Below are 26,187 nucleotides of genomic sequence, written 5' to 3' on the forward strand. Positions count from 1 at the left end.
GCGCACTCCAAGCCGTTGGCTAGGTGGTCATGGAGTACACGCAGCTCGGACGCACGGGACTCAAGGTCAGCCGACTCGTCCTCGGCACGATGAACTTCGGACCGCAGACCGACGAGGCCGACAGCCACGCGATCATGGACGCGGCGCTGGACGCCGGCATCAACTTCTTCGACACCGCCAACGTCTACGGGTGGGGCGAGAACAAGGGCCGCACCGAGGAGATCATCGGCAACTGGTTCGCCCAGGGCGGCGACCGGCGCGACAAGGTCGTCCTCGCCACCAAGGTGTACGGCAACATGGGCGCCGACGGCGAGGTCTGGCCCAACCACGACAAGCTCTCCGCGCTGAACATCCGGCGCGCGGTCGACGCCAGCCTGAAGCGGCTCCAGACCGACCACATCGACGTCTACCAGTTCCACCACATCGACCGGGACACCCCGTTCGACGAGATCTGGCAGGCGATCGACGTACTGGTGCAGCAGGGCAAGATCCTCTACGTCGGGTCCTCCAACTTCCCCGGATACAAGATCGCCCAGGCCAACGAGACCGCCGCCCGGCGCGGCGGCACCATCGGCCTGGTCAGCGAGCAGTGCCTGTACAACCTCTACGAGCGCCGCGCCGAGATGGAGGTGATCCCCGCAGCCCGGGACTACGGCCTCGGAGTCATCCCCTGGTCGCCGCTGCACGGCGGACTGCTGGGCGGGGTGCTGAAGAAGCAGGCCGAGGGCGGGCGCCGGGCGTCCGGGCGGGCGGCGGACACCCTCGCCGACCCGGCGGCGCGCGCCCGCCTGCAGGCGTACGAGGACCTGCTCGACAAGCACGGTCTGGAGCCCGGCGAGGTCGCCCTGGCCTGGCTGCTCACCCGGCCCGGCGTCACGGGCCCGATCGTCGGCCCCCGCACGGCCGGTCAGCTGGAGTCGGCGCTGCGGGCCGTGGAGCTGGAGCTGAGCCAGGAGCTGCTGGACGGGCTGGACGAGGTGTTCCCGGGCCCGGGACCGTCACCGGAGGCGTTCGCCTGGTAGGGGCGCTCCCAGCGCTCCCAGGCACCTGAGGGGCGGCGTGAGGGCGTCGGCTTCCGTCAGCGTCCGAGCGCCGCCGCCAGGGCCACGAGGACGAACATCAGCACGAGCGCACCGGCCATGATCCGGTTACGGGTTTTCGGGTCCACGCCATCGAGGTTAACCGGCGCCGCCGAACGGGCGACGGGCGACCACCTCGTAGCGGGGCTGCTCGCCCGGCACGCCGGAGGTGGGCAGCCGGCTGCGGACCAGCGCCAGCTCGGTCACCGTCCAGGTGCGGCTCGCGAAGTCCGCGAGGGCCGTCACATACGGCCGGGTGTCCACGGCGGTACGGCTGCGGGCCAGCGTCAGATGGGCCGTGTACCGGCGGTGCTCCCCCATCGGCACGCCCGCCTTCACGGCCGCCGCCTCACAGCGCCCGGCCAGCACGCGCAGGGCGGGCACATCGCCGCGCGCTCCCGTCCACAGGGCCCGCCCGTGCCCGAACTGGCCCCCTCCGTGCAGCGCCAGCGGGAAGGGGGAGGTCCGGTGCGCGGCGCGTTCCAGACGGGCGGACAGTTCGGGGAACAGCGCGTCGTCGACCTCGCCGAAGAAGGCGAGGGTGAGGTGCCGGCCGGGGCTGGCGGTCCAGCGCAGCCGGTCGGCACCGGGCAGCTCCCGCAGGGCGGCGACCTCGGTGTCCAGTTCCCGTAGAACGTCGTCCGGGGGCAGCACGGCGGCGAAGAGTCTCATGGGGAGAGTCTCGCCGCCGTGCCCGTGTCCGTCCCGGGGACTCAGGCGGCCGTGGCCAGCCGCTCGCGCTCGCGCGGCACGAACCGCACCTTCGGGTGCCCGTGGCACCAGCCGACGGCGAGGCGCAGTCCGCCGACGCGGGCCAGGACCAGGGCGACCGCGACGGCCGCGGCGGCGGTGACGGCGCCGCCCGAGGCGAGGCCGGCCCGGACGCCGTACGCGTCCGTGACCCAGCCGGCGATCGGCGCGCCGATGGGGGCGCCGCCCATGAAGACCATCATGTAGAGGGCCATCACCCGGCCGCGCATGCTCGGGTCGGTGCCCATCTGGATGCTGCTGTTGGCGGTGACGTTGACCGTCATGCCGAACATGCCGATGGGCACCATGAGCACGGCGAACAGCCACATCGAGGGGGCGACGGCCGCCACGATCTCCATCGTGCCGAAGGCGACGGCCCCGGCGATCAGCACCCGCATCCGGGCCGTGCCGCGCCGGGCGGCGAGCAGCGCCCCGGCGAGGGAGCCGACGGCCATCAGGGTGTTGAAGAGGCTGTAGGAGCCGGCGCCCGCGTCGAAGACGTCGTCGGCGAAGGCGGACAGGAAGACCGGGAAGTTGAAGCCGAAGGTGCTGACGAACCCGGCGAGGACGATGGTCCAGATCAGGTCCGGGCGCCCGGCGACATAGTGCAGGCCCTCGCGCAGCTGTCCCTTGCGGCGCGGCGCCCGTTCGACGACGTGCAGCTCGCGGGCCCGCATCATGAGCAGCCCGGTGATGGGCGCGACGAAGGACAGGCCGTTCGCGAGGAACGCCCAGCCGGTGCCGACGCCGGTGATCATCAGGCCGGCCACGGCGGGGCCGACGAGCCGGGCGGACTGGAAGTTCGCGGAGTTGAGGCTGACGGCGTTCTGGAGCTGGCCGGGGCCGACCATCTCGGAGACGAACGACTGCCGGGCCGGGTTGTCGAGGACGGTCGCGAGGCCGACGAAGAGGGCGGCCAGGTAGACGTGCCAGACCTGGACGTGTCCGGTGAGGGTGAGGGCGGCCAGCGCGATGCCGGTGAGGGCCATCGCGGACTGCGTGACGATCAGCGTGGGGCGCTTGGGCAGCCGGTCGACGAGGACGCCGCCGTACAGTCCGAGCAGCAGCATGGGCAGGAACTGCAGGGCCGTGGTGATGCCGACGGCGGTGGCGGAGCCGGTGAGGCTGAGCACCAGCCAGTCCTGGGCGATGCGCTGCATCCAGGTGCCGGTGTTGGAGACGACCTGGCCGAGGAAGAACAGCCGGTAGTTCCGGATCCGGAGCGAGCTGAACATCGAGGAGCGGCGCTCGGGGGCGGGCGGGGAGTCGTGGGTGGTCGGTGCGGGGGCGGAGTCTGCTCCGGGTCCCGAACTCAAAAGTGGTCGCCTCCTTGGTGACTGCTTACAGGTGTGCGAGCTTCTCCAGCACGGGGGCGGCGGCGCGCAGCGTCGCCCACTCCTCCTCGTCGAGTCCCTCGACGAGGGTGGCCAGGAAGGCGTTCCGCTTGGTGCGGCTCTCGGCGAGCATCGTCTCGGCCTGCTCGGTCTTCGAGACGACCTTCTGTCGCCGGTCCTCCGGGTGCGGCTCCAGCCGGACCAGGCCCTTGGCCTCCAGCAGGGCGACGATGCGGGTCATCGACGGCGGCTGGACGTGCTCCTTGCGGGCCAGCTCACCGGGGGTGGCGCTGCCGCAGAGGGAGAGGGTGCCGAGCACCGACATCTCGGTGGGGCTCAGCGACTCGTCGACCCGCTGGTGCTTGAGCCGGCGGGAGAGGCGCATGACCCCGGAGCGCAGGGAGTTCACGGCGGCAGCGTCGTCGCCATGGGTGAGGTCCGACATGTTCATTAGCGTAACTCATTACTCTGGCTAAATACCACTCGGGATGCCCCCCGTCCCCCGTGACTCCCGCCACGTCATCCCGTCTTCACTCATATGGGTGATCCAGCGGCGGAACGTGACACGTCATGCCGGAAGGTGCCGCGACCCTCTTCGCATGGGGACCAGCGTGCTCAGCCTGCGGATGGACCACGAGCTGCTCGACCGGCTGCGCGAGCATGCCGCGAAAAGAGGGATGAGCGTCCAGGACTATGTCGTCCGGACGCTCATCCGCGATGACTTCGACGAGCGGTTCAAGACCGCCGTCGAGGAGACCGAGAGGTTCTACGGCGTCACGTGAGGCCCAGCGCCGGCATCAGGTAGTAGAAGCCGAACACCGCCGCCACCACGTACATCGCGGCCGGGACCTCCCGGCCGCGCCCGGCGGCGAGCCGCAGGACCGCGAAGGTGATGAAGCCCATGCCGATGCCGTTGGTGATCGAGTAGGTGAACGGCATCATCACCATGGTCACGAAGGCCGGGATGGCGATCGTGTAGTCGGCCCAGTCGATCTCCTTGACGGAGTTCGCGAGGATCAGGAAGCCCACCGCGAGCAGGGCCGGGGTGGCCGCCTGGGACGGCACCATCGTGGCGATCGGCGTGAGGAACAGCGCCACACCGAACAGACCGCCGGTGACGACGTTGGCGAGGCCCGTCCGGGCACCCTCGCCCACGCCGGCCGTGGACTCCACGAACGCCGTGGTGGCCGAGGAGGAGCTGGCGCCGCCCGCGGCGACGGCGAGGCCGTCGACGAACAGCACCTTGTTGATGCCCGGCATCTGGCCGCGGGCGTCGGTCAGCTTCGCCTCGTCGCTGACGCCCATGATCGTGCCCATGGCGTCGAAGAAGCAGGACAGCAGGACGGTGAAGACGAAGAGGACGCCGGTCAGCACGCCGACCTTGCCGAAGCCGCCGAACAGGCTGACCTCGCCGATCAGGCCGAAGTCGGGACTGGCGACCGGGTTGCCGGGCCACTTCGGGGTGGTCAGGCCCCAGGACGGCACCGTCGCGACGGCCTCGATGACGACGGCGACCACGGTCATCGCGACGATCGAGATGAGGATCGCGCCGGGGACCTTGCGGACGATCAGCGCGAGGGTGAGCAGCGCGCCGAGGACGAAGACCAGCACGGGCCAGCCGTTGAGGTGCCCGCCGGTGCCGAGCTGGAGCGGGACCGTGGTCTGGGCGACGTCCGGGATACGGGTGACGAAGCCGGAGTCGACCAGGCCGATCAGCATGATGAACAGGCCGATACCGATGGAGATGGCCTTGCGCAGGCCGAACGGCACGGCGTTCATGACGCGCTCGCGCAGACCGGTGGCGACGAGCAGCATGACCACGAAGCCCGCCAGGACCACCATGCCCATCGCGTCGGGCCAGGACATGCGCGGGGCGAGCTGGAGGGCGACGACGGAGTTCACGCCGAGGCCGGCGGCGAGCGCGATCGGCACATTGCCGATGACACCCATCAGCAGGGTGCTGAAGGCGGCCGTGACCGCGGTCGCGGTGACCAGCTGGCCGTTGTCGAGCTGATGCCCGTACATGTCCTTCGCGCTGCCCAGGATGATCGGGTTCAGCACGATGATGTACGCCATCGCGAAGAAGGTGGCGAGACCGCCGCGGATCTCGCGCGGCAGGGAGCTGCCGCGTTCGGAGATCTTGAAGAAGCGGTCGAGTGCGCCGTAGGTGGGCCCGGCTCCCGGCTGTTCAGGGGTGGGGGCCTTGGCAGGAGCCGAGGTGGACATGCTTTTGGTGTTTCCTACGAAGAGAAGTGGTCAGACTCAAACCGTTTCAGTATGAACATATAAAGCCGGGAAGAGCCATCTCCGCGCGTAGACCTGATCACCTCGTAAGCTGTGTCGCATGGCGAAGTGGACCCCCAAGCACGAGGCGCCGGAGCCCCTGGAGGGCCCCGTCGTCGCGACCATCACCGGCGGCACCATCATCTGGTTCGTCCTCTTCGTCGTGCAGCTGCCGTTCTACGGCTGGTTCGACGACCACGGGCACACCTGGTGGGTGTGGACCTGCCTGGCCGGCGGCGGCCTCGGACTCATCGGCATCTGGTACGTCCGCAAGCGCGACGCCGCCATCAAGCGGGCGGAGGCGGAGCGGGGGACCACCGGCGCGCGCACCGAGCAGCCCACCGCCCCCTCCGCCGAGTAGCGGCCGTACACCCCTGGTACGACCCCGCTCCTCCCCCGGTCGGAACTTCCGCCCACTCGGCGGGTGAACTCCCCGCTCCGCACGTACCGTCGAAGGCATGACGCATGCCGACGCGGGCACCGATGTCAACCATTCCGTGCACAGCGCCTCCGTCACCGTCGCGGCGAGCGGACTCACCGCGGCCGAGGTGGCCGAACGGGTCGCGCGGGGAGCCGTCAACGACGTACCGGTGCGCAGCAGCCGGTCGATGGCGGAGATCGTCCGCGCCAACGTCTTCACCCGGTTCAACGCGATCATCGGCGTGCTCTGGCTGATCATGCTGTTCGTCGCACCGATCCAGGACAGCCTGTTCGGGTTCGTCATCCTCGCCAACACCGGCATCGGGATCGTCCAGGAGTGGCGGGCCAAGAAGACCCTGGACTCGCTCGCGGTGATCGGCGAGGCACGGCCCACCGTGCGCCGCGACGGGGTGTCGGCCCAGGTCGCGACCTCCGGGATCGTCCTCGACGACCTGGTGGAGATCGGACCCGGGGACAAGGCCGTCGTCGACGGGGTGTGCGTCGAGGCCGACGGGCTGGAGATCGACGAGTCGCTGCTCACCGGCGAGGCCGACCCCGTGGTCAAACGGCCCGGCGACCCGGTCCTCTCCGGCAGCTTCGTCGTCGCCGGGGGCGGCGCCTTCCAGGCCACCAAGGTCGGGCGCGAGGCGTACGCCGCCCAGCTCGCCGAGGAGGCGTCCCGGTTCACGCTCGTCCAGTCCGAACTGCGCTCGGGCATCTCGACGATCCTCAAGTACGTGACCTGGATGATGGTCCCGGCCGCGATCGGCCTGATCATCACCCAGCTGTTCGTCAAGGAGAACGACCTCGACGACTCGATCGCCCGGACCGTCGGCGGCATCGTGCCCATGGTCCCGGAGGGGCTCGTGCTGCTGACCTCCGTCGCCTTCGCCATCGGCGTCGTCCGGCTGGGCCGCAGACAGTGCCTGGTGCAGGAGCTGCCCGCCATCGAGGGCCTGGCCCGCGTCGACACCGTCTGCCTCGACAAGACCGGCACCCTCACCGAGGGCGGCATGGACGTCACCGCGCTGCGCACCCTGGACGGCTTCGACGAGCCCTACGTCCGCACGGTCCTCGGCGCCCTCGGCGCGTCCGACCCGCGCCCCAACGCCTCGCTCCGGGCGGTCATCGCCGCCTTCCCCGACACGGAGGACTGGCGCATCACCGCCGCCCTGCCGTTCTCCTCCGCCCGCAAGTACAGCGGCGCCACCGTCAGCGAGGGCGACGGGCGGTCCGGCACCTGGCTGCTGGGCGCGCCCGACGTCCTGCTCCCCGACGGGCACCCGGCGCTCGGCGAGACCGACCGGCTGAACGAACAGGGCCTGCGGGTGCTGCTGCTCGCCCGCGCCGGCCGTGAGCTCGACGATCCCGAGGTCGCCCGGGACGCCGAGCCGGCCGCGCTCGTCGTCCTGGAGCAGCGGCTGCGGCCCGACGCCGCCGACACCCTGCGCTACTTCGCCGAGCAGGACGTCAAGGCCAAGGTGATCTCCGGGGACAACGCGGTCTCGGTGGGCGCGGTCGCCTCCAAGCTGGGGCTGGCCGGTACGACCGTCGACGCGCGCCGGCTGCCCCGGGAGCGGGACGAGATGGCGGGCGCCATCGAGGACGCGACCGTCTTCGGGCGGGTCACCCCGCAGCAGAAGCGGGACATGGTGGGGGCGCTCCAGTCGCGTGGGCACACCGTCGCGATGACCGGCGACGGCGTGAACGACGTGCTCGCCCTGAAGGACGCCGACATCGGGGTGGCCATGGGCTCGGGGTCGGAGGCGACCCGGGCCGTCGCGCAGATCGTGCTGCTGGACAACAGCTTCGCGTCGCTGCCGTCGGTGGTGGCCGAGGGGCGGCGGGTGATCGGCAACATCACCCGGGTGGCGACCCTGTTCCTGGTCAAGACGGTGTACTCGGTGCTGCTGGCGCTGCTCGTGGTGTTCTGGCAGGTGGAGTACCCCTTCCTGCCGCGCCATCTGACCCTGCTGTCCACGCTCACCATCGGGGTCCCGGCCTTCTTCCTGGCCCTCGCGCCGAACCGGGAGCGGGCGCAGCCCCACTTCGTACGGCGGGTCATGCGCTACGCGCTCCCGGGCGGCGTGGTGGCGGGACTGGCGACGTTCGCGACGTATCTGATCGCGCGTCACCACTACACGGGACCCGACAGCCTGCCCGCGGAGACCAGCGCGGCCACCCTGACCCTGTTCCTGATCTCGATCTGGGTGCTGGCGATCATCGCCCGCCCCTACACCTGGTGGCGGATCGCGCTGGTGGCCGCGATGGGCTTCGCGTTCCTGCTGGTGCTGGTCGTGCCCTGGCTGCAGGACTTCTTCGCGCTGCGGCTGGTCGGGATGATGCTGCCGTGGGTCGCGGTCGGCATCGCCGCGGTGGCGGCGGTCGCCCTGGAGTTCCTGTGGAAGTGGGTCGACCGCCGGGTCCCGTGCTGAGTCGCGGACACGACCTAGCGGACGTCGACGTAGTCGCCGGCGGCGGTGGCGGCCGGGGTCGTCGAGGTGCCCGCGAAGGTGTAGCGGAAGTAGCCGTCGACGGTGGCGGTGACGGTGGCCTTCAGCTCGCCCGTCCCGTTGGTGGTGACGGTCTTCAGCGTGGTGTAGGTGCTGCTGTTCTTCTTGCGGAACTGCAGCTTCACCGGCTGGGCGGTGTACCCGTGGTACTTGTTGTCCTCCCAGTTGGCCCGGGAGAGCTTGCCGGTGACCGTGATGGTCTTGCCCTTCTTCACCGGCTCCGGCGAGGCGTTCACCGTCTGCTTGGAGTAGCGCTGCATGAGCGTGGTGCCCAGGCCGCCCTGGCTCTTGTAGCCGACCTTGGTGATGTCGAAGACCTCGGCGTCCGGGTCCTCGCCGTTGAACGCGGTGGCCTCCGCCGACGCCTTCCAGCCGCCGGCGTCGGAGTTGATCAGCTCGCTCTCGGCCGGGTAGACGTCGATGGTGCCCTTGCAGGTGGCCGTCGTCGCGGAGGTGGCCGTGCAGGTGGCGCGCTTGTCGCCGTACAGCCGGTTCTCCGGGGCGGCGAAGGAGCCCTTGTAGAGGATCGGGTCGGTGAAGAAGTCGGCGGCCTTGATGTTCACGTCGGCGCCGTGGGTCAGCGTGTAACTGACGCTCGTGGAGACGTGGTTGGTGGTGCCCACCTTCACCGTCTTGGCGATCTTGAAGTTGGAGAAGGAGACGTTCAGGGCGTACGGCCTGCCCTCGGCGGCCGCGGCCCGGCCGGTGGCGGCGAGAGCGGCCCGGCGGACCTTCGCCACGTCCGCGCGGTCCACGGAGGAGCCGTCGGCCTGCGCGGCCGGGACGGCGAGGGCGGAGAGGGCCAGGGCGCCGGAGACGGCGGCCACGGTGGCTCTGATGCGCATGCGTTCCCCTGGTACGGAAAGGGGCCCCGCTGGTCATGGCGGGGCCCGGATGATCGGGGGCCTGTTGACCCATGTGATCAGATACGCGCCCGCCGGTGCCGGTTGTCTCACCGACGGGCCGATTCAGTGACCTTCGTCACCAACCCCCGTGCGGCTCACGGGGGTTGGCGCTCGAACGGCTAGCGGACGTCGACGAAGTCACCCGCGGCGTTGACCGCCGGGGTCGTCGTGGTGCCCGCGAAGGAGTAGCGGAAGTAGCCGTCGACGGTGGCCTTGACCGTGGTCTTCAGCGCGCCCGTCGAGTTCGACTTGATGGTCTTCACGGTGGTGTAGGTGCTGCTGTTCTTCTTGCGGAACTGCAGCTTCACGGGCTGGTTCGTGTAGCCGTGGTACTTGCCGTCGTCCCAGTTGGCGCGGGACAGCTTGCCGGTGACCGTGATGGTCTTGCCCTTCTTCACCGGCTCCGGCGTGGCGTTGACCGTCAGCTTGGAGTAGCGCTGCAGACGGGTGGAGGCCAGGCCGCTCTGCATGGTGAAGCCGACCTGGTCCCAGTCGATGTCGTCCGCCTTCGGGTCCTGGTCGTTGAAGTCGTAGGCGTAGCCGCCGGCCTTCCACGACGTGGCGTCGGCGAGACTCAGCTCGTACTGCGGGTAGATGTCGAGCGTGCCCTTGCAGGTGGCGGTCGTCGACGTGGTCGGCGTGCACACCGGCCAGTCGTCGCCCAACAGCACGTTCGTCGCGTCGGCGTAGGACGAGCCGCGGTAGATCTCGACGTCCAGGAAGACCTCCGGGGCGTTGAGGTCGAGGTCCGCGGCGTGCGTGACCTTGTACGTCACCGGGACGGTCACCGTGTTCGTGGTGCCCACGACGATCGGCTTGCCGTTGTTGACCTTGACGTTGGAGAAGCTCAGGTCCAGGGCGTAGGGCTCGCCCGTGTCGCGGGCGGCGAAGGTGCTGCGGCCGGAGTGACCGACGGCCTGCACGGCCTCGCGGATCGCGTCCTTGCCGTGCGAAGGACCGCCGTCGGCCTGCGCGGCCGGGACGGCGAGGGCGGAGAGGGCCAGGGCGCCGGAGACGGCGGCCACAGTGGCTCGAATGCGCATGCGCTCCCCTGGTGGGAAGAGGGCCCGGCCGCGGCCGTCCTCACGGGAGGAGGACGCCGCCGGCCGGCCCAGGTGATCGTGGAGCCTGTTGACTCGCGTGATCAGATCGGCAGCGGATGCGAATGGTTGTACGGGCGGTGAAGATTTTGTGATCACATGACCTTCGGCGTCCCTCAGTCGAACCAGCGGTCCCGCGCCAACTCCCCCGTCCGCGACGGATCCTCCAGCAGCGCCGCCACCTCGAAGCGACGCGGCCACTGCCCGGCCGCCCAGGCGAGCCCGGCGGCCACGCCCTCCAGGGTGGCCGCGTGCAGGACGCCGTCGCCGGTCAGCCGCCAGTCGATCTCCACGCCGTCCACGACGAGTTCCTCGTGCTCGACGTACGACGCCGGGGTCCGTGCCCCGAGCAGCGCCCGGACCGCCTCCGGCACCTCGTGCTCGGTGCCCTCGGAGTCCACGCCGCCGGTGACGGACTCGCTCAGCCGCCGCACCTGGAACAGCTCGGCCAGTTCCGCCGCCCTCGCCGGCCGTACCGGCAGCAGCGGCACGCCCGCGGTGAACGGCAGCAGGTCGGGCGAGTCGACGACCACCGCGTCGGCCGCGTCGACCACCTCGACCCGCCCGTCCACGACGGCCCGCAGGTCGTCCGGCAGGGTCACCTGGTCGGGGTCCAGCTCGGCCAGCGCCCCGTACAGGGCGTGGAGTTGGGCGGCGGTGACGGTCCGCTCCGGGTCGGCGAGGCGGTCCAGGAGTTCGGCGGCGCCGCCCGGTTCGTCCAGCAGCGCGGCGACCGAGGTGCGCACACCGAGGGCCCGCAGCACCTGCTCGTCGTCGAAGCCGGTCGCGTCGGCCTCCTCGTACAGGCCGCGCAGCAGCGGGTCGCCGCCGGCGGCCAGCAGGCCCGCGGGACGGCGGCCGTCCAGCACCGGGTGCCCCCGCAACCACCAGGCGGTGTACGGCCGTACGACCTCGTGGGTGCCGTCGGGCAGCAGGACGCGCACCGGCTGGGTGAGGGCGTCCCGCAGGGGCGGCCGCGCGAGCAGGGCGAGGGCCCGCGGCCACTTGTCGTCGTCGACCAGCTCCAGATCCCGTACGGCGACGAGTTCGGTGGCGACCGGCGGCACCGGGGTGTCCGGGAACCGGTCCAGGACGTCCTCGCACCACACGTCGACGGCGTCCAGCAGCCCGGCGTCGTCGGGCTCGGCGAAGTCGCCGTACCGGGGCTCCAGTTCGTCCGGGTCGAGGACGACGTCGGTGGCGCGCACCAGCGCGAACCCGGCGAGCACCCCGCAGGCGGCGAGGGGCTGTTCACCCCAGTGCTCGGCCAGTTCCGCGTCCACGAAGGGCAGTTCGCCCTCCCGCATGACCTCGGCGAAGGCGCTGCCGGGCATCACCAGTTCCCCGGCCGCCGCGAGCTCCCCGTCCTCGTCGGGGAGGGCGAGCGCCCCGAGCCACGGCTCGTCGCCGGGCTCCAGGCCGGCGTCCCGGACGAGGGCGAGCACGGTGTCGGCGAGTTCCTCGGCGTCGGGCGCGTCCTCCTCCCAGCTCGGCACGGCGTCGTCGTCGAGGGAGGCGGCGACGGCGGCCCGCACCTGGGGCGTGGTCAGGACGGCGCGGGGCGTGGCCGCGAGCGCGCCGAGCTTCTCCAGGAGCGGGTGCGCGGCGTCCGGGTGGGCGACCTTGAGGCCGAGGCGGGCCAGGACCTCCGGGGCGACGGAGGTGCCGCCGGGGGTGGGGAGCAGAACCTGCCGGGGACCGATGGTCGTCCGGCCGTCGGCAAGGGGCACGGGCAGCCCGGACAGCCGGTCCGGGTCGACCCCGGCGAGGCTGTCGTAGAGGCGGTGCCACCAGCCGGGCTCCTTCTCCAGCCCGGCGAGGCGGTCCACGGCGTCGGTGAGCGGCACCCGGGCGACCCCGAGGGTCCGCAGCTCCACCCTTCGCTCGAGACCGGCGGGCAGCAGGGTGGGCAGGACCTCGGCCAGCACCCGCACGGTGTCGGCGCCGGCGCCCTCGACGACCTCGGCGTCCCGGGGCCGCAGCGACTCGGGCAGCTCGGAGTCCGGCTCGGACGGGCGCAGGGCGGGCGGCAGGAACGAGGTCCGCGGGAGGCGCTCCAGGACGGCCTGGCGCAGGGCGCCGTCCAGTTCGCCCTTGCCGAGCGGGCCGGGCACGAGCGCGATGACGCCCTCGCCCACCGGGCGCCAGCCGGCGAGGAGTTCGGTGTAGGCGTCGGCCGCGCGCTCCACGAGGAAGTCGGTGAGCGGGCCGGGCGCGGCGTGCCGCCGCGTGGTGTCGAGCGGGAACGAGGCGATGAGCAGCGCGGGCACGCCGAGCGGTTCGTCGCTGGGGGTGGGCGCGTGCACGACGGGCGCGGTGCGGGGGAGGGCGGGGCCGCCGTCGGCGGGGTCCACGGGGACGGCCCAGGTCAGGGACCAGTGCGGGCGCAGCCGTTCCTCGACGGGGCGGTCGGCGAGCAGGTCGGGGGTGAGCGGGCCGTGGGCGGTGACCGTGCGCCAGCGGGTGACGCCGGACGCGGAGTCCTCCACGACGGTGAACGGGCCGTCGGTGCCGCGGCGCAGGGTGCGCGGCGGGGCGTCGCCGATCTCCACCACGACCTCCTCCAGGCCGGGCAGGGCGAGCAGCAGCGCGTCGTCGACGCCGCCCAGCAGCCGCTCCGCGAGGTCGGCGGCGGCGGTGTCGCGCAACGGCAGGATGACGACGGTGTCGTACGGGTCGGGGGCCGTGCCCTCGGCGGCGAACGGCAGCCGCAGCAGCGGCACATGACCGTCCCGGCGCCGGATCTCGTCGCCCAGTCCCGGGCTGTGGCGGGCGGTGTCCTGGGCCAGCTCGCGCGCCTCGGCGAGGGACCAGCGCACCCCGCCGTGCCGTCCGACGACGGCGGGCTCGTCGGTGACGGCGAGGACGGCGGCGAAGCCGACACCGAACCGTCCCACGGCCTCGCTGTCGCGTTTCGCGGACGCCCGCAGCGTGGACAGCGACTCGACACCGGCCGCGTCCAGCGGCGCACCGGTGTTGGCGGCGACGAGCACACCCTCACGCAGGGTCAGCCGCAGCCGTCCGGGCACCCCGGCCCGGCCGGCGGCGTCGGCGGCGTTCTGCGCGAGCTCGACGACCAGCCGGTCCCGGTACCCGCCGAGGACGAGGTCCTCCTCGGCGTTGGCGTCCTCCCGGAACCGGGCGGGGCTGGTCGCCCACGCGTCCAGCACTCCACGCCGTAGACGCGCCGTACCGAACGGGTCGGCGCCCTCGGCCGCGGGCCGCACGAACTTGCTCACGTTGACACTCCTCATCGCCGTCGCGACGAAGGTACCGCTCATGGACGGCCGATGCGCGGGGCGTCCGACCAGGCCCGCTGCGGGGGCCGGGAGCCCGGGTCAGGAGTGGCCGAGTTCCGCCGAGTCCTCGTCGGTCGTCGCCGGGACGGAGCCCGAGTCCGGGGACGGGCGCAGCGGGAAGGGGTCGACGCGGGTCTCGTCGACGACCGGCGGCGCCGGGCGGGGCGGCTTCGGCATGACGGCCGCCTCCGAGTGCCCGCCGCAGCCGTAGGTCAGGGAGACCACATGGCCGTCCGCCGGGGAGAACTCGTTGGCGCAGACACCGAAGGCCTGGCCGAGGGAACCGCCGATCGGGGTGAGGAAGCCGCAGCTGACACAGGTGGCGGGGGCCGCCTGCGCCATGGGCGTCTTCGCGCCGAACGCCTCCTCCCAGCGGTCGGCGGCGATGTGCAGACCGTAACGGGACAGGACGCGGGCGCGGCGCAGGCCCAGTTCGTCCGCGAGGGCGGCGATGGAACCGCGCGACGGGGCCGTCGGCAGGTTCGCCGGGGTACCGCCGGTGACCTCCGCGTCCTCCGCCTCGACCAGCTCCGCCATCTCCTCGGAGACGGGCGCGTTCGGGCCGGGCTCGTCCACGCCCGTGTAGCCGGGCTCCAGACGCAGATCGTCGGCGTCGGTCGGCAGCAGATCGCCGGGGCCCATGTCGCCGGGGCGCAGCCGCTCGCTCCACGGCACCCACTCGGGGGCCAGCAGGGCGTCGGGACCGGGCAGCAGGACGACCTCGTCGAGCGTGACGACCTTGGCACGCGACGCGCGGGCCACCGTCACCGCCCAGCGCCAGCCGCGGTACCCCAGCTCCTTGCACTCGAAGAAGTGGGTCACCACACGGTCGCCCTCGGACACCACGCCCGCGTGCTCGCCGACGACACCGGGCGCGGCGGCCTCCTCTGCGGCGCCGCGGGCGAGGTCGACGGCCTCGGCGCACAGACGATCGGGGGTGCGGCTTCGCGTGGTCGCTGCGCTCACAGGTATCGCTTCTCTCCTACGCCGTCTTACGGGTGCGGGTGCCTCAAGGCGGCGGAGCGGACGGAGCGGACCTGTGGGCCGCGTCGACGTCCGCGTCCGAATCGCGCTCGGGCGCACCTACGTCATCCATTGTGCGGGATGGCTGAGATACGCACGCTACCTGTTCGCGGGCGCTGGGCCTACACCGACGGTGCTTCTCGGCGCTCCGCGATGCCCGCCGACCGGCCCCGCGTGCCCTCCATACGCGCCGTAACCGCACTAGCCACCCCCATTACGGGGCACTATTGCGTCGTGGCGACCGCGAGGCAGCCCGAAGGAGCCACCGGCACCGGTGGGCCCGAGGGAGGGCGCAATCTACGTGGCGGATCGGGCCGGACGCGCGGCCCCCTCCGCACGATCGGCCGTGCCCTGCACTTCCCCTTCACCGGGCCGGCGCGCGGCATCCGCAAGGCCACGCACGCGCACGGGGCGGGCGAGTCGGGCCTCGGCAAGCTGATCGAGCTGCACGGGGTCAACGGCGCCGGCGACGTCATGATCACCGTCGCCCTCGCCTCCACCGTCTTCTTCTCCGTCCCCACCGACGAGGCCCGCGGCCGCGTCGCGCTGTACCTCGGCATCACGATGGCCCCGTTCACTCTCCTGGCCCCCGTGATCGGCCCGCTTCTCGACCGCCTCCCGCACGGCCGGCGCGCCGCCATGGCCGGCGCGATGCTGGCCCGCGCACTCCTCGCCCTGGTGCTGTCCAGCGCGGTCGTCAGCGGCGACCTCCAGCTGTACCCGGCCGCCCTGGGGGTGCTGGTCGCCTCCAAGGCGTACGGCGTCGTCAGAAGCGCCGTCGTGCCCCGGCTGCTGCCACCGGGGTTCTCACTGGTGAAGGCCAACTCACGGGTCACCCTGGGCGGGCTGCTCGCCACCGGCGTGGCGGCGCCGATCGGCGCCGGCCTCCAGGCGATCGGACCGCGCTGGCCACTGTTCGGCGCCTGCGCGATCTTCATCGCCGGTACGGTCCTGTCGTTCACGCTGCCCCGGAAGGTCGACTCGGCCAAGGGCGAGGACCGGGCGCTGCTCGCCGCCGACGAGCAGCATCTGCACGGCCCGCACCGGCAGCCCGTCAAACGCCCGAACCTGCGCACGGTCGGCATCGCGGTCACCCACGCCCTGGGCGCCAACGCCGCCCTGCGCTGTCTCTCCGGGTTCCTGATCTTCTTCCTGGCGTTCCTGCTGCGGGAGCACCCGATGTCCGGCCAGAGCGCCGCCGTGTCCCTCGGCATAGTCGCCGCCGCGGCAGGCACCGGCAACGCGCTGGGCACGGCGGTCGGCGCCTGGCTCAGATCCCGGGCACCGGAGATCATCATCGTGACCGTCGTCGGCCTGGTGATGGCCGTGGCGCTCACGGCGGCGGCCCTGTTCGGGGCGGTCATGGTGGCCTGTCTCGCGGCGGTCGCCGGGTTCGCCCAGGCGCTGGCCAAGCTGTCCCTGGACGCCCTCATCCAGCGGGACGTGCCGGAGTCGGTGCGCACGTCCGCGTTCGCCCGCTCCGAGACCCTGCTGCAGGTGTCGTGGGTGCTCGGCGGGGCCATCGGCATCGTGCTGCCGCTGCGCGGCTCGTTCGGGCTGCTGATCGGCGCCGCCATCGTCGCCACCGGCTGGCTGACCACCGTCAAGGGCCTGCTCGGCTCCGCCCGGCACGGCGGGCACGTCCGGGCACGGGTCGAATGAGGGCACCCCGGGGACCGGCCGCGCCGCGCCCGGACACGGCACGCCGCACCCGCATGGAGAGAGCACGACACACGCCCGATAGCCTTCGCCCATGACCACGCTGCAATCCGTTGTGCGACGCCGCCGCGCGCTCGCCGCCGCCGGCGCCGTTTCCGCCGGACTGCTCGTCCTGTCGGCCTGCGACAAGCCGACGCCGCTCGCCACGGTGACCGTCGGCACCTCCTCCGTCCACGCGGAGGCCAGCTGCGGTGGCGAGAGCGGTGAGACCGTGAAGACCTCGGACCTCGCCAAGTGCCTGAAGGACAAGGACATCAAGTCCATCAAGGTCGACCCGGACGAGACCGTGCGCTTCGGTGTCGACCCGGACATCGCCGACGAGGGCTGGACCATCCTCATGAACGGCCAGCCGCTCACCGACTCCAGCACCAAGACCTACCGGACCGTCCCGGGCAGCGTGTTCTTCAACGCCCAGTACGGCGCCAGCGGCAACTCCACGCTCGTCTCCATCAAGGAGGGCGAGAAGGGCGTCACCGGCCTGTGGTCCTTCAAGCTGAAGAAGGACAGCTGATCACGTCCGCCCCACGGATCCTCGTGGCCACCGCGGTCCCCGCCGAGCGGGACGCGGTGGCCCCGGCGCTCGGCCTGCCGGACGTAGAGGTGATCGCCGCCGGTGTCGGCCCGGCCCTCGCCGCCGCCTCCACCGCCACGGCCCTGACCACCGCCGCCCTCGACGGCCGCCCCTTCGCGCTGGTCGTCTCCGCCGGAATCGCCGGCGGCTTCGCGCCGTACGCGCCCGTCGGCTCCCTCGTCGTCGCCGACGAGATCACGGCCGCCGACCTCGGCGCCGAGACCCCCGACGGCTTCCTCCCCGTCACCGAGCTGGGCTTCGGCACCGTCACCCACCGCCCGCCCGAGACCCTGGTGCGCGCGGTGGCGTCCGCGACGGGCGCCCGCCCCGGCGCCGTGCTGACCGTCTCCACCGTCACCGGCACCGCCACCCGCGCCGCCCGCCTGCGGGAACGCCACCCCACCGCCCTCGCCGAGGCCATGGAGGGCTTCGGCGTCGCCGAGGCCGCGGCCGCGCACGGCACCCCGGTGCTCGAACTGCGTGCCGTCTCCAACCCCGTCGGCCCGCGCGACCGCGCCGCCTGGCGGATCGGGGACGCCCTGGCCGCGCTCGCCGAGGGCTTCGGGAAGATCACCCCCGTCCTTTCGAGTTGGAACCCACATGACCGGTGACCCGTTGCAGATCGCGTACTCCCCCTGCCCGAACGACACGTTCGTCTTCGACGCCCTCGCCCACGGCCGCGTCCCCGGCGCCCCCGCCCTGGACGTCACGTTCGCGGACATCGACATCACCAACGGCATGGCCGAACGCGGCGAGTTCGACGTGCTGAAGGTGTCGTACGCCGTGCTGCCGTACGTACTCGGCGAGTACGCCCTGCTGCCCTGCGGGGGCGCGCTGGGCCGGGGCTGCGGGCCGCTGGTGCTGACCCGTGAGGCCGGCACCGATCTGGCCGGGCGCACGGTCGCGGTGCCGAGCGAGCGGTCGACGGCGTATCTGCTGTTCCGGCTGTGGGCCGCCGACACGGTGCCCGGCGGCGTCGGGGAGATCGTGGTGATGCCGTTCCACGAGATCATGCCCGCCGTGCGCGACGGGAAGGTCGACGCGGGCCTCGTCATCCACGAGGCGCGCTTCACGTACCAGGACTACGGGCTGCACAAGCTCGCCGACATGGGCGAGCACTGGGAGGCCACCACCGGGCTGCCGATCCCGCTGGGCGCGATCATCGCCAAGCGGTCGCTGGGCGCCGAGCGGCTGACCGCCCTGGCCGACGCGATCCACGCCTCGGTACGGGCCGCGTGGGACGACCCGGAGATCTCCCGGCCCTATGTCATGGAGCACGCGCAGGAAATGGACCCGGCGGTCGCGGACCAGCACATCGGTCTGTACGTCAACGAGTTCACGGCCGGTCTCGGCGAGGACGGATACGCGGCCGTACGCGGACTGCTGACCCGCGCGGCGGCCGAGGGACTCCTTCCGCCCCTCGACCCGCACGCACTGGATTTCCCCTAGAAATCCCCGAATCCCGCCCGTGTCGCCTATACGTCGAGCTGGTCGGCGACGGCCCGGAGCAGGCCCGCGATCTTCTTGCCGGAGTTCTTCTCCGGGTAACGGCCCTTCTCCAGCATGGGCGTGATGTTCTCCAGGAGGGTCGTCAGGTCCTGGACGATGGACGCCAGTTCGTCCGGCTTCTTGCGCTGGGCGGCCGCGACGGACGGCGTCGGATCGAGCAGGACGACCGACAGCGCCTGATCCCCGCGCTGACCGGCGACGACACCGAACTCCACCCGCTGGCCCGGCTTGAGCGCGTCGACGCCGGCGGGGAGGACCGAGGAATGGACGAAGACGTCACCGCCGTCGTCACGGGAGAGAAAGCCGAAGCCCTTCTCACTGTTGAACCACTTGACCTTGCCAGTCGGCAAAGCACACGCTCCCTCGATCGGTCCCGGACGGGGCCGGACGCCACTGAACTGCCGTTAACCACCTTACTGGGGCTCTCCCCAGGGACACACGGCCTTAATCACGCCCCGAAACGACCCGGAGCCCTGCCCTGTGAAGGCAGCGATTACGAGGGGCTGTTGGGCAACTCAGCCAAGGTGCCGGTACAGGGTGGGGCGGTTGGTGCGACGGCTGGGCGCGCACCGTCACCACAGGTAACCGTCGACGGGAAGGGCCTGTGCTGGGCGGTTCGGGACGTCGATGAGTTCGAGCAGGTCACGTTCGAGGTTGATGGCCAGAGCGGTCATGGGAACGTCCTGGCCGCGGTTCGCGAACGGTTCCTCGGTGGTGGCGCCGACCCGTTCGATCAGCCGGAAGAACAGAGCCACCAGAATGTCATGGCGGGAGCGTGGGCGACCCGGGCCGGTGACAAGACGTCGCCCGGTCGTTCCCTCGGGCAGGGAACTACCCTGGTGCGGTGCGTGACAAAACCCGAACGAATTCCACCGCGCCCGGAGACCGGCTGATCCGGGCCGGGGCGATCGTCTTCTTCATCGGCGCCGTGGCCACACTGGTCACGGTGGCCCCGTTCCTGCTCGGTACGACGCCCTTTCCGACCTTCATGTTCGGTCTGAGCATGCTCATGGGCGTCGGATTCCTCGTCGCCGGCGCCGGGGTGCTCCGGTCGATCGCGGCCGGGCGGCGCGAGGCGCGTCAGGCCGCCGCGCGGTAGCCGGCGAGCCAGTCGGGGAAGCCGGTCAGGTCCGCGAGGACGACGTCCGCGCCCAGCTCGGCGAGCTGCGCCGCGTCGAACGGCCCGGTGGCGACGGTGACCGACAGCGCCCCCGCCGCGCGGGCCGCCCGGATGTCCCCCTGGTGGTCGCCGACGTAGACGCTCGCCCCGTGCTCGCGCAGGGCGACGGCCTTCCGCTCGGCCCACAGGTCGCCGACCACGACGTCGGGTTCGAGGCCGAGGTGCCTCATGTGCAGCTTCGCGTTCGGCTCGTGCTTGGCGGTGACCACGATCGCCCGCCCGCCGGCCTCCTGTACCGCGGCTATCGCCTCATGGGCGCCGGGCAGCATGGTCGTGGCGGTGACGGCGAACGCCGGGTACATCGCCCGGTACTCCTCGGCGACGGCCGCGACCCGCTCGGCCGGGAACCAGTTCGCCAGTTCCTCCTCCAGCGGCGGTCCGAGCCGGGTGACCGCGAGGTCGGCGTCGATGTACGTCCCGGTCCGCTCGCTCAGCGCCTGGTAGCAGGCGTGGATCCCGGGGCGGGAGTCGATGAGGGTCATGTCGAGGTCGAAGCCGACGGTGAGTGCCATATGCACCATTGTGCCGAGCCGCCGCCCACGGGCGTCCGGCGGGGACGCGTCAGGTGCGCCGCTGGGAGCGCCAGACGATGAAGAGGGCGGACGCCACGGCGGCGCCGCGCACCACCCAGGGCCAGGTCTCGACGACCGCCGCGTTGGTCTGGCCGGGCAGCAGCGCCTCGCCCCAGCGGCCGGTGGCGCGGCCCCAGAGCCAGACGACGCCGGCGGTGAGCGAGAGGCCGGGCAGGATCACGACCGCCCACTTGGTCTCGGTGTCGCTCAGGCGCCGGGAGCCCCAGGCGATGAGCCAGCCCAGGAGCAGGACGAGGAGGTTGCCGAGGACGGCCCCGGCGACGAGCAGGGCGGCGGCGGCCAGCAGCAGCGGGTTGTTCCAGCGGCTCCCAGGGAGAGTCGGGCGGCGCAGCAGGCGGCGGCGCCGGGGCGTCTCGTCGACCACGGGGTCGTCGGCCTGCTCGGCGGCGGCCGGTTCGGCGTCCTTCGTGCCGGGCGCTTCCTTGGCGGGTGGGCGGCGGAGCATCTCGGGGATCTCGACGCCGCCGACGAACCCGGGGATGTCCTCGCCGGGTCCGAGCGGGGTGCTGTCCACCTGCCACCAGTCGGGCCGCAGCGCGCTGCCGCCCAGGTCGGCCGTGGTCGCCAGATGGGGCGGCGGGGGCACGTCGGGGCGGGCGGCGGGCTCGGCGGGACGCGGGCGCGGCACGATGCGGCGCAGGCCCTTGGGGCGCCGCGTGGAGGTGGTGTCGTCGGCGGACGGCTGGGCGGGCACGGCGGTGACGGGGCCCTGTGGGGCGGCGGTGGGGGTGCCGCCTCCGGCGGCGGTGACGACGTCGTCGGGGCTGCCGAGCCGGTCGATGATGCGGCGGACGGCGGCGGGGCTGTCGACGGGTGCCTTGGCGCGGCGCCGGTCGATCTCGCCGCGCAACTCGTTCACCAGGCGCATCCGGGTGGCCGACGGCAGTTGCCGCTGCTGGGCCACGTCGCCGACGCGGCTCAGATACTCGTAGACGACCTGGTCGCTCTCGATCCCCACGAAGTCCCCTCCGGGGTGGACGCGTTGTGATACCCCGTGGGACGACGGTAGCGCAGGGCGCGCGTGGCTCACGGGACGCGGGGGCGGTGCCGTCGGTGCCGCCGGCCCCGGCCGCCGCGCGGGATCCGGGGGTTCGCCGCCTCCCCTGCGCCGGGCGGGTACCCGCTAGATTGGGTCGGATGAGCGAACCGGCTACACCGCCCCGTTCCCTCGCGGAGGCGCTCCGCGCGCGGGACGACGCCTCGCTGGCCGTGCTCCTGCGCAGCCGGCCCGATCTCATCACGCCCGTCCCCACCGATCTGACGCAGCTCGCGACGCGGGCCGGCACGCGGGCGTCCGTGGTGCGCGCCCTGGAGCGGCTGGACCGGTTCGCGCTGCAGTCGGCGGAGGCGCTGGCCGTGGCGCCGGACCCGGCGACGTACGCGGAGCTGCTCGGGCTGATGGCCGGTGACGACGGGGACCCGGCGGTCGAGGGCGCGCTGCCGCGGGCGCTGGGGACGCTGCGCGACCAGGCGCTGGTGTGGGGCGGCGACGACCGGTTGCGGCTGGTGCGCACGGCTCGTGAGCTGCTGGCGCCTTCGCCGCAGCATCCGTCGCCGACCGGTCTGGGGCCGACCGTGCGGGAGGCGGCGGCCGGGATGTCGCCGGGCCGTATCCAGGAGATCGTGACGGCGGCGGGGCTGCCGTCCACGCACGACGCGGTGTCCGCGCTGGACGCGCTCACGGCGCTGTTCACCGACCGGCGGCGGATGGCGGCGCTGCTCGACGAGGCGCCGGCGGACTCCGTGGAGGTGCTGTCCCGGCTGGTGTGGGGGCCGCCGTACGGGCAGGTGACGGCGGACCCGGCGCCGCGGCTGCGCTGGCTGATGGACCGGGGTCTGCTGCTGCCCACGGCTCCCGGCACGGTGGTGCTGCCCCGGGAGGCGGCGCTGCATCTGCGCGGCGGGCGCGCGCACCGCGCCACCGAGCCGCTGCCGCCGTCGGTGGAGCCGGCGGCCACGCATCGCGCGGGGATCGTGGACGCGACGGCGGCCGGGCAGGCGTACACCGCGCTGGCCACCGTCGAGGAGCTGTTGAAGGACTGGCACGAGGGTGGGCCGCCGGTGCTGCGGGCGGGCGGGCTGAGTGTGCGTGACCTGAAGCGGACGGCCGTCGCCCTGGACGTGCCGGAGCCGGTGGCCGCGTTCTGGGTGGAGCTGGCCTACGCCGCCGGGCTGGTGGCCTCCGACGGTGAGGCCGACGAGCGGTACGCGGCGACCCCGGCCTACGACGAGTGGCTGGAGCGGCCGCCCGCCGAGCGCTGGGCGGCGCTGGCCCGCGCCTGGCTGACGGCGACCCGGACGCCGGGTGTGGTGGGTGGCCGGGACGCGAAGGACCGGACGTTGTCGGCGCTGGGTCCGGGCCTGGACCGTTCCGCGGCGCCGGAGGTACGGCACCGGGTGCTGGCGCTGCTCGCCGCGCTCCCGGAGGGGTCGGCCCCGGCACCGGACTCGGTGCTGGCCCGGTTGCGCTGGGAGCGGCCCTTGCGCGGGCCCCAGCGTGACGACGACCTGCGTGCCCGGCTGGCCCGGTGGACCCTGGACGAGGCCGAGCGGCTGGGGGTGACGGGGCGGGGGGCGCTGTCCTCGCACGGGCGGGCCCTGCTGGGCGCGCCCCCGGCTCCGCCCGCCGGGACGGCACCGGCCGCCGAGGGCCCTTCGGCGACCGGTCCGAGCGCGGACGGGCCCGGCGGGGCTCCGCACGGCGCCCCGGCGGGGGAGCCTTCCGGGCCCGGCGACAAGCTGCCCGTGCACCACGAGCACCCGCGTCCGGTCGCGCCTCTCGATCCGCTGCCGCCGGCCGAGCGGGCCGCGGCGGCGGCCGCGGCCGCGCGGCTCCTCGCGCCGCTGCTGCCGGAGCCGCTGGACCACGTTCTGCTCCAGGCCGACCTGACGGCGGTGGCGCCCGGCCCGCTGCAGCGGCCGCTCGCCGACATGCTGGGGGTTCTCGCGGACGTCGAGTCCAAGGGCGGCGCGACCGTGTACCGGTTCACGCCGGGGTCGGTGCGCCGGGCGCTGGACGCCGGGCGCAGCGCCTCGGACCTGCACGCCTTCCTGGCCCGGCACTCGCGTACGCCGGTGCCGCAGCCGCTGGCGTATCTGATCGACGACGTGGCCCGGCGGCACGGGCAGCTGCGGGTGGGCGCGGCGTCGGCGTACGTCCGCTGCGACGACGACGCGATGCTGAACGAGATCCTGGCCGACAAGCGCGCGGCGGGGCTGCGGCTGCGCCGTCTCGCGCCGACCGTGCTGGCCGCGCAGAGCGACCCGGCGACGCTGCTGGAGGGGCTGCGCGCGATGGGGTTCGCGCCGGCCGCCGAGTCGGCCGAGGGCGATGTCCTGATCACCTGGGCCGACGCCCACCGCACCCCGCCGCGTGCGGCCCCCGAGCCGGTGCCGGACGGCCCGCCCGCGCCGGACGACACGCTGCTGGCCGCGGCGATCCGCGCCATCCGCGCGGGCGACCTGGCGTCCACGGCGCCGCGCAGGCCGAGCGGTGCCGTGGACGCCCCCGGCGGCGGCGAGCTGCCCCGCACGACGTCCGCCGAGACGCTGGCCACCATGCAGGCGGCCGTGCTGACCGGCGGGGCGCTGTGGATCGGGTACGTCAACGCGGAGGGTGCCGCGAGCCAGCGAGTGATCGCGCCGGTCCGGGTCGAGGGCGGGTTCGTGACGGCGTACGACCACACGGCGGACGAGGTGCGGACGTATCCGCTGCACCGGATCACCGGGGTCGCCGAGCTGGCCGACGACCAGATCTGAGGGCGGCCGGGAAGCGATCAGGCACACTGGACGTTTGGCCGAGTGGTGAGCGGAAGGACGGACCCCACGTGAACGGACCACTGATCGTCCAGTCGGACAAGACCCTGCTCCTGGAAGTGGATCACGAGCAGGCCGACGCGTGCCGTCGGGCGATCGCGGCCTTCGCGGAGCTGGAGCGGGCACCGGAGCACATCCACACCTACCGGGTGACGCCGCTCGGCCTGTGGAACGCGCGCGCGGCCGGGCACGACGCCGAGCAGGTCGTGGACGCGCTGGTGACGTACAGCCGCTATCCCGTGCCGCACGCCCTGCTGGTCGACATCGCCGAGACGATGGACCGCTACGGCCGGCTCACGCTGTCCAAGCACCCCACGCACGGTCTCGTCCTGACCACCACCGACCGGCCCGTGCTGGAGGAGGTGCTGCGCTCGAAGCGCGTCGCGCCGCTGGTCGGCGCCCGTATCGACGCGGACACGGTCGCCGTGCACCCCTCCGAGCGGGGGCAGATCAAGCAGACGCTGCTGAAGCTGGGCTGGCCGGCCGAGGACCTCGCCGGGTACGTGGACGGCGAGGCGCACCCGATCGAGCTGGCCGAGGACGGCTGGTCGCTGCGGCCGTACCAGCGGCAGGCCGTGGAGAACTTCTGGCACGGCGGCAGCGGGGTCGTCGTCCTGCCGTGCGGCGCGGGCAAGACGCTGGTCGGCGCCGGGTCGATGGCGGAGGCGAAGTCGACCACGCTGATCCTCGTCACGAACACCGTCTCCGCGCGGCAGTGGAAGCACGAGCTGGTGAAGCGGACCTCGCTGACCGAGGAGGAGATCGGCGAGTACAGCGGGACCCGCAAGGAGATCCGCCCGGTGACCATCGCCACGTACCAGGTGCTGACGACCCGGCGGAAGGGCGTCTACCCGCACCTGGAGCTGTTCGACTCCCGGGACTGGGGCCTGATCGTCTACGACGAGGTGCACCTGCTGCCCGCGCCGGTCTTCAAGTTCACCGCCGACCTCCAGGCGCGGCGGCGGCTCGGGCTGACCGCGACCCTGGTCCGTGAGGACGGCCGCGAGTCCGACGTGTTCTCCCTGATCGGCCCGAAGCGGTTCGACGCGCCGTGGAAGGAGATCGAGGCGCAGGGCTACATCGCGCCCGCGGACTGTGTCGAGGTCCGGGTGAACCTCACGGACTCGGAGCGGCTCGCGTACGCCACCGCCGAGCAGGAGGAGAAGTACCGCTTCTGTGCGACGACCGACACGAAGCGGAAGGTCACCGAGGCGCTGGTGCGCCGGTTCGCCGGGCAGCAGATCCTCGTGATCGGCCAGTACATCGACCAGCTCGACGAGCTGGGCGAGCATCTGGACGCGCCGGTGATCAAGGGCGAGACGTCCAACGCGCAGCGGGAGAAGCTGTTCGAGGCGTTCCGGCAGGGCGAGATCAACGTGCTGGTGGTGTCGAAGGTCGCGAACTTCTCCATCGACCTGCCGGAGGCGACGGTCGCCATCCAGGTGTCGGGGACGTTCGGCTCGCGCCAGGAGGAGGCGCAGCGGCTCGGCCGGGTGCTGCGGCCGAAGTCGGACGGGCACCAGGCGCACTTCTACTCGGTGGTCGCCAGGGACACGATCGACCAGGACTTCGCCGCCCACCGCCAGCGCTTCCTGGCGGAGCAGGGCTACGCGTACCGGATCGTGGACGCCGACGAGATCCTGGCGGAAGGCGCCGAGGGCGCCGAGGGCTGAAGGCCCGGGAGGGGCAGGCGGTTCCGTACGGTGACGCTCCTTGACGGTGTGTCACCGTGACCGGCGGGTCGGTCACTTGCGGCGGACGCCCGCCTCCTCCCGGTACTCGCCGAGGACGATCACGTCGAAGGCGGCGCCCACGAACACCTTGACGGCACGCAGGGCTTCGCCGAGTCGATGACGGTGGCTCCCCTGGAGCGCGGTCGCTCCGCGGGGGGCCGCGGGGGCCGAGTGGATGGTTGCTGCGCTCATGTCTCCATGATGCGTTCGCGTCCGTGAAGAACGCATCGGTCCAGGGGCCGAAGCCGGGGGCCGTCCCCGTACACCTCGGGACGGACGGGCCACCCTTGAGGAGGAGGGCATCCCCTAGGGGGTATCGGGAAAATCGGTTCGCGTGCGGAGCGGGCGCTCGCCTAAAAT

The 26,187-nt window shown here is 72.7% G+C and carries 24 protein-coding genes; 11 read left to right on the forward strand and 13 right to left on the reverse strand.

What is annotated here, in order from left to right; genetic code table 11:
- Positions 1–29 precede the first annotated feature (29 nt).
- Positions 30–1,022 carry an aldo/keto reductase gene (locus F8R89_RS15860; RefSeq protein WP_151784604.1) on the forward strand — a complete coding sequence of 331 codons (993 nt, stop codon included), beginning with the start codon at positions 30–32 and terminating at the stop codon, positions 1,020–1,022.
- A 156-nt stretch (positions 1,023–1,178) separates the two neighbouring features.
- Here the strand turns inward: F8R89_RS15860 and thpR are convergent, their stop codons facing one another.
- From thpR to F8R89_RS15875, 3 genes are read right to left on the reverse strand one after another with little or no spacing between them, the layout of a single operon-like run.
- Positions 1,179–1,751, reverse strand: coding sequence for an RNA 2',3'-cyclic phosphodiesterase (gene thpR, locus F8R89_RS15865; RefSeq protein ID WP_151784605.1), 573 nt, complete (start codon positions 1,749–1,751; stop codon positions 1,179–1,181).
- A gap of 41 nt (positions 1,752–1,792) precedes the next feature.
- Positions 1,793–3,145, reverse strand: a complete 1,353-nt coding sequence (locus F8R89_RS15870) for an MFS transporter (RefSeq protein ID WP_151784606.1) — start codon at positions 3,143–3,145, stop codon at positions 1,793–1,795.
- 25 nt (positions 3,146–3,170) lie between these two features.
- Positions 3,171–3,608, reverse strand: coding sequence for a MarR family winged helix-turn-helix transcriptional regulator (locus F8R89_RS15875; RefSeq protein ID WP_151784607.1), 438 nt, complete (start codon positions 3,606–3,608; stop codon positions 3,171–3,173).
- Between the two features lie 154 nt (positions 3,609–3,762).
- Here F8R89_RS15875 and F8R89_RS15880 point away from each other — a divergent pair, with 154 nt between their 5' ends.
- Positions 3,763–3,945, forward strand: coding sequence for a ribbon-helix-helix protein, CopG family (locus F8R89_RS15880; RefSeq protein WP_151784608.1), 183 nt, complete (start codon positions 3,763–3,765; stop codon positions 3,943–3,945).
- Here F8R89_RS15880 and F8R89_RS15885 read toward each other — a convergent pair.
- Positions 3,938–5,389, reverse strand: a complete 1,452-nt coding sequence (locus F8R89_RS15885) for an NCS2 family permease (protein WP_151784609.1) — start codon at positions 5,387–5,389, stop codon at positions 3,938–3,940. The genes F8R89_RS15880 and F8R89_RS15885 overlap by 8 nt on opposite strands.
- A 118-nt stretch (positions 5,390–5,507) precedes the next feature.
- Here F8R89_RS15885 and F8R89_RS15890 point away from each other — a divergent pair, with 118 nt between their 5' ends.
- Both F8R89_RS15890 and F8R89_RS15895 read left to right on the forward strand, forming a co-directional pair.
- Entirely contained in the window at positions 5,508–5,807 is a 300-nt protein-coding gene (locus F8R89_RS15890; RefSeq protein WP_151784610.1) for a DUF2530 domain-containing protein, read from the forward strand.
- Between the two features lie 97 nt (positions 5,808–5,904).
- On the forward strand, positions 5,905–8,301 hold the full coding sequence (locus F8R89_RS15895) for a cation-translocating P-type ATPase (protein ID WP_151784611.1): 2,397 nt from the start codon (positions 5,905–5,907) through the stop codon (positions 8,299–8,301).
- Between the two features lie 14 nt (positions 8,302–8,315).
- On the opposite strand, the gene F8R89_RS15900 is transcribed toward F8R89_RS15895, so the two are convergent.
- The 4 genes from F8R89_RS15900 to F8R89_RS15915 all read right to left on the reverse strand — a co-directional run bounded on the left by F8R89_RS15900 (position 8,316) and on the right by F8R89_RS15915 (position 14,649).
- Positions 8,316–9,224, reverse strand: a complete 909-nt coding sequence (locus tag F8R89_RS15900; RefSeq protein WP_151784612.1) for a hypothetical protein — start codon at positions 9,222–9,224, stop codon at positions 8,316–8,318.
- Positions 9,225–9,403: 179 nt separating this feature from the next.
- On the reverse strand, positions 9,404–10,327 hold the full coding sequence (locus F8R89_RS15905; RefSeq protein WP_151784613.1) for a hypothetical protein: 924 nt from the start codon (positions 10,325–10,327) through the stop codon (positions 9,404–9,406).
- Between the two features lie 173 nt (positions 10,328–10,500).
- Positions 10,501–13,623, reverse strand: a complete 3,123-nt coding sequence (locus tag F8R89_RS15910; RefSeq protein ID WP_151784614.1) for a sacsin N-terminal ATP-binding-like domain-containing protein — start codon at positions 13,621–13,623, stop codon at positions 10,501–10,503.
- Between the two features lie 99 nt (positions 13,624–13,722).
- Positions 13,723–14,649, reverse strand: coding sequence for a DUF3027 domain-containing protein (locus F8R89_RS15915; protein ID WP_151784615.1), 927 nt, complete (start codon positions 14,647–14,649; stop codon positions 13,723–13,725).
- 291 nt (positions 14,650–14,940) lie between these two features.
- Between F8R89_RS15915 and F8R89_RS15920 the strand changes: the two genes are divergently transcribed.
- The 4 genes from F8R89_RS15920 (at position 14,941) to F8R89_RS15935 (ending at position 18,445) form a co-directional block, all read left to right on the forward strand.
- Positions 14,941–16,368: an MFS transporter gene (locus F8R89_RS15920; protein ID WP_151784616.1), complete on the forward strand. Its 1,428-nt coding sequence runs from the start codon at positions 14,941–14,943 to the stop codon at positions 16,366–16,368.
- Positions 16,369–16,459: 91 nt separating this feature from the next.
- Positions 16,460–16,936 (forward strand): DUF2771 domain-containing protein, encoded by a 477-nt coding sequence (locus F8R89_RS15925; protein WP_225994404.1) that lies wholly within the window; start codon positions 16,460–16,462, stop codon positions 16,934–16,936.
- Between the two features lie 23 nt (positions 16,937–16,959).
- The gene (locus F8R89_RS15930; RefSeq protein WP_264158886.1) at positions 16,960–17,607 is read left to right on the forward strand and encodes a futalosine hydrolase; all 648 of its coding nucleotides are present in this window, start codon (positions 16,960–16,962) and stop codon (positions 17,605–17,607) included.
- On the forward strand, positions 17,597–18,445 hold the full coding sequence (locus F8R89_RS15935) for a 1,4-dihydroxy-6-naphthoate synthase (RefSeq protein ID WP_151784618.1): 849 nt from the start codon (positions 17,597–17,599) through the stop codon (positions 18,443–18,445). The genes F8R89_RS15930 and F8R89_RS15935 overlap by 11 nt, the downstream gene beginning before the upstream one ends.
- Positions 18,446–18,471: 26 nt before the next feature.
- Here F8R89_RS15935 and F8R89_RS37235 read toward each other — a convergent pair whose 3' ends face one another.
- Positions 18,472–18,855 (reverse strand): cold-shock protein, encoded by a 384-nt coding sequence (locus F8R89_RS37235; RefSeq protein WP_062669018.1) that lies wholly within the window; start codon positions 18,853–18,855, stop codon positions 18,472–18,474.
- A gap of 222 nt (positions 18,856–19,077) precedes the next feature.
- Positions 19,078–19,260, reverse strand: a complete 183-nt coding sequence (locus F8R89_RS15945; protein WP_151784619.1) for a hypothetical protein — start codon at positions 19,258–19,260, stop codon at positions 19,078–19,080.
- A gap of 89 nt (positions 19,261–19,349) precedes the next feature.
- Here F8R89_RS15945 and F8R89_RS15950 point away from each other — a divergent pair, with 89 nt between their 5' ends.
- Positions 19,350–19,604 (forward strand): hypothetical protein, encoded by a 255-nt coding sequence (locus F8R89_RS15950; RefSeq protein WP_151784620.1) that lies wholly within the window; start codon positions 19,350–19,352, stop codon positions 19,602–19,604.
- Here F8R89_RS15950 and F8R89_RS15955 read toward each other — a convergent pair.
- Positions 19,586–20,197 (reverse strand): HAD family hydrolase, encoded by a 612-nt coding sequence (locus tag F8R89_RS15955; protein WP_151784621.1) that lies wholly within the window; start codon positions 20,195–20,197, stop codon positions 19,586–19,588. The two genes, F8R89_RS15950 and F8R89_RS15955, sit on opposite strands and share 19 nt — an antisense overlap.
- Positions 20,198–20,246: 49 nt before the next feature.
- Positions 20,247–21,236, reverse strand: coding sequence for a hypothetical protein (locus tag F8R89_RS15960; protein ID WP_151784622.1), 990 nt, complete (start codon positions 21,234–21,236; stop codon positions 20,247–20,249).
- 179 nt (positions 21,237–21,415) lie between these two features.
- Here F8R89_RS15960 and F8R89_RS15965 point away from each other — a divergent pair, with 179 nt between their 5' ends.
- Both F8R89_RS15965 and F8R89_RS15970 read left to right on the forward strand, forming a co-directional pair.
- Positions 21,416–24,037: a helicase-associated domain-containing protein gene (locus tag F8R89_RS15965; RefSeq protein ID WP_151784623.1), complete on the forward strand. Its 2,622-nt coding sequence runs from the start codon at positions 21,416–21,418 to the stop codon at positions 24,035–24,037.
- Positions 24,038–24,105: 68 nt separating this feature from the next.
- Positions 24,106–25,767 (forward strand): DNA repair helicase XPB, encoded by a 1,662-nt coding sequence (locus F8R89_RS15970; protein WP_151784624.1) that lies wholly within the window; start codon positions 24,106–24,108, stop codon positions 25,765–25,767.
- Positions 25,768–25,839: 72 nt separating this feature from the next.
- Here the strand turns inward: F8R89_RS15970 and F8R89_RS15975 are convergent, their stop codons facing one another.
- A complete protein-coding gene (locus F8R89_RS15975; protein WP_192806135.1) occupies positions 25,840–26,019 on the reverse strand; it encodes a hypothetical protein in 180 nt (59 codons plus the stop codon).
- Positions 26,020–26,187 lie beyond the last annotated feature (168 nt).

It is taken from the genome of Streptomyces sp. SS1-1 (genome assembly GCF_008973465.1).
GTDB lineage: Bacteria > Actinomycetota > Actinomycetes > Streptomycetales > Streptomycetaceae > Streptomyces.

Excerpts from the sequence above, each read along its gene's own strand:
- F8R89_RS15860 (WP_151784604.1), top strand. The coding sequence starts at position 30 with ATGGAGTACACGCAGCTCGGACGCACGGGACTCAAGGTCAGCCGACTC.
- thpR (WP_151784605.1), bottom strand. The coding sequence starts at position 1,751 with ATGAGACTCTTCGCCGCCGTGCTGCCCCCGGACGACGTTCTACGGGAA.
- F8R89_RS15875 (WP_151784607.1), bottom strand. The coding sequence starts at position 3,608 with ATGTCGGACCTCACCCATGGCGACGACGCTGCCGCCGTGAACTCCCTG.
- F8R89_RS15880 (WP_151784608.1), top strand. The coding sequence starts at position 3,763 with ATGGGGACCAGCGTGCTCAGCCTGCGGATGGACCACGAGCTGCTCGAC.
- F8R89_RS15885 (WP_151784609.1), bottom strand. The coding sequence starts at position 5,389 with ATGTCCACCTCGGCTCCTGCCAAGGCCCCCACCCCTGAACAGCCGGGA.
- F8R89_RS15890 (WP_151784610.1), top strand. The coding sequence starts at position 5,508 with ATGGCGAAGTGGACCCCCAAGCACGAGGCGCCGGAGCCCCTGGAGGGC.
- F8R89_RS15895 (WP_151784611.1), top strand. The coding sequence starts at position 5,905 with ATGACGCATGCCGACGCGGGCACCGATGTCAACCATTCCGTGCACAGC.
- F8R89_RS15900 (WP_151784612.1), bottom strand. The coding sequence starts at position 9,224 with ATGCGCATCAGAGCCACCGTGGCCGCCGTCTCCGGCGCCCTGGCCCTC.
- F8R89_RS15905 (WP_151784613.1), bottom strand. The coding sequence starts at position 10,327 with ATGCGCATTCGAGCCACTGTGGCCGCCGTCTCCGGCGCCCTGGCCCTC.
- F8R89_RS15925 (WP_225994404.1), top strand. The coding sequence starts at position 16,460 with ATGACCACGCTGCAATCCGTTGTGCGACGCCGCCGCGCGCTCGCCGCC.
- F8R89_RS15935 (WP_151784618.1), top strand. The coding sequence starts at position 17,597 with ATGACCGGTGACCCGTTGCAGATCGCGTACTCCCCCTGCCCGAACGAC.
- F8R89_RS15955 (WP_151784621.1), bottom strand. The coding sequence starts at position 20,197 with ATGGCACTCACCGTCGGCTTCGACCTCGACATGACCCTCATCGACTCC.
- F8R89_RS15965 (WP_151784623.1), top strand. The coding sequence starts at position 21,416 with ATGAGCGAACCGGCTACACCGCCCCGTTCCCTCGCGGAGGCGCTCCGC.
- F8R89_RS15975 (WP_192806135.1), bottom strand. The coding sequence starts at position 26,019 with ATGAGCGCAGCAACCATCCACTCGGCCCCCGCGGCCCCCCGCGGAGCG.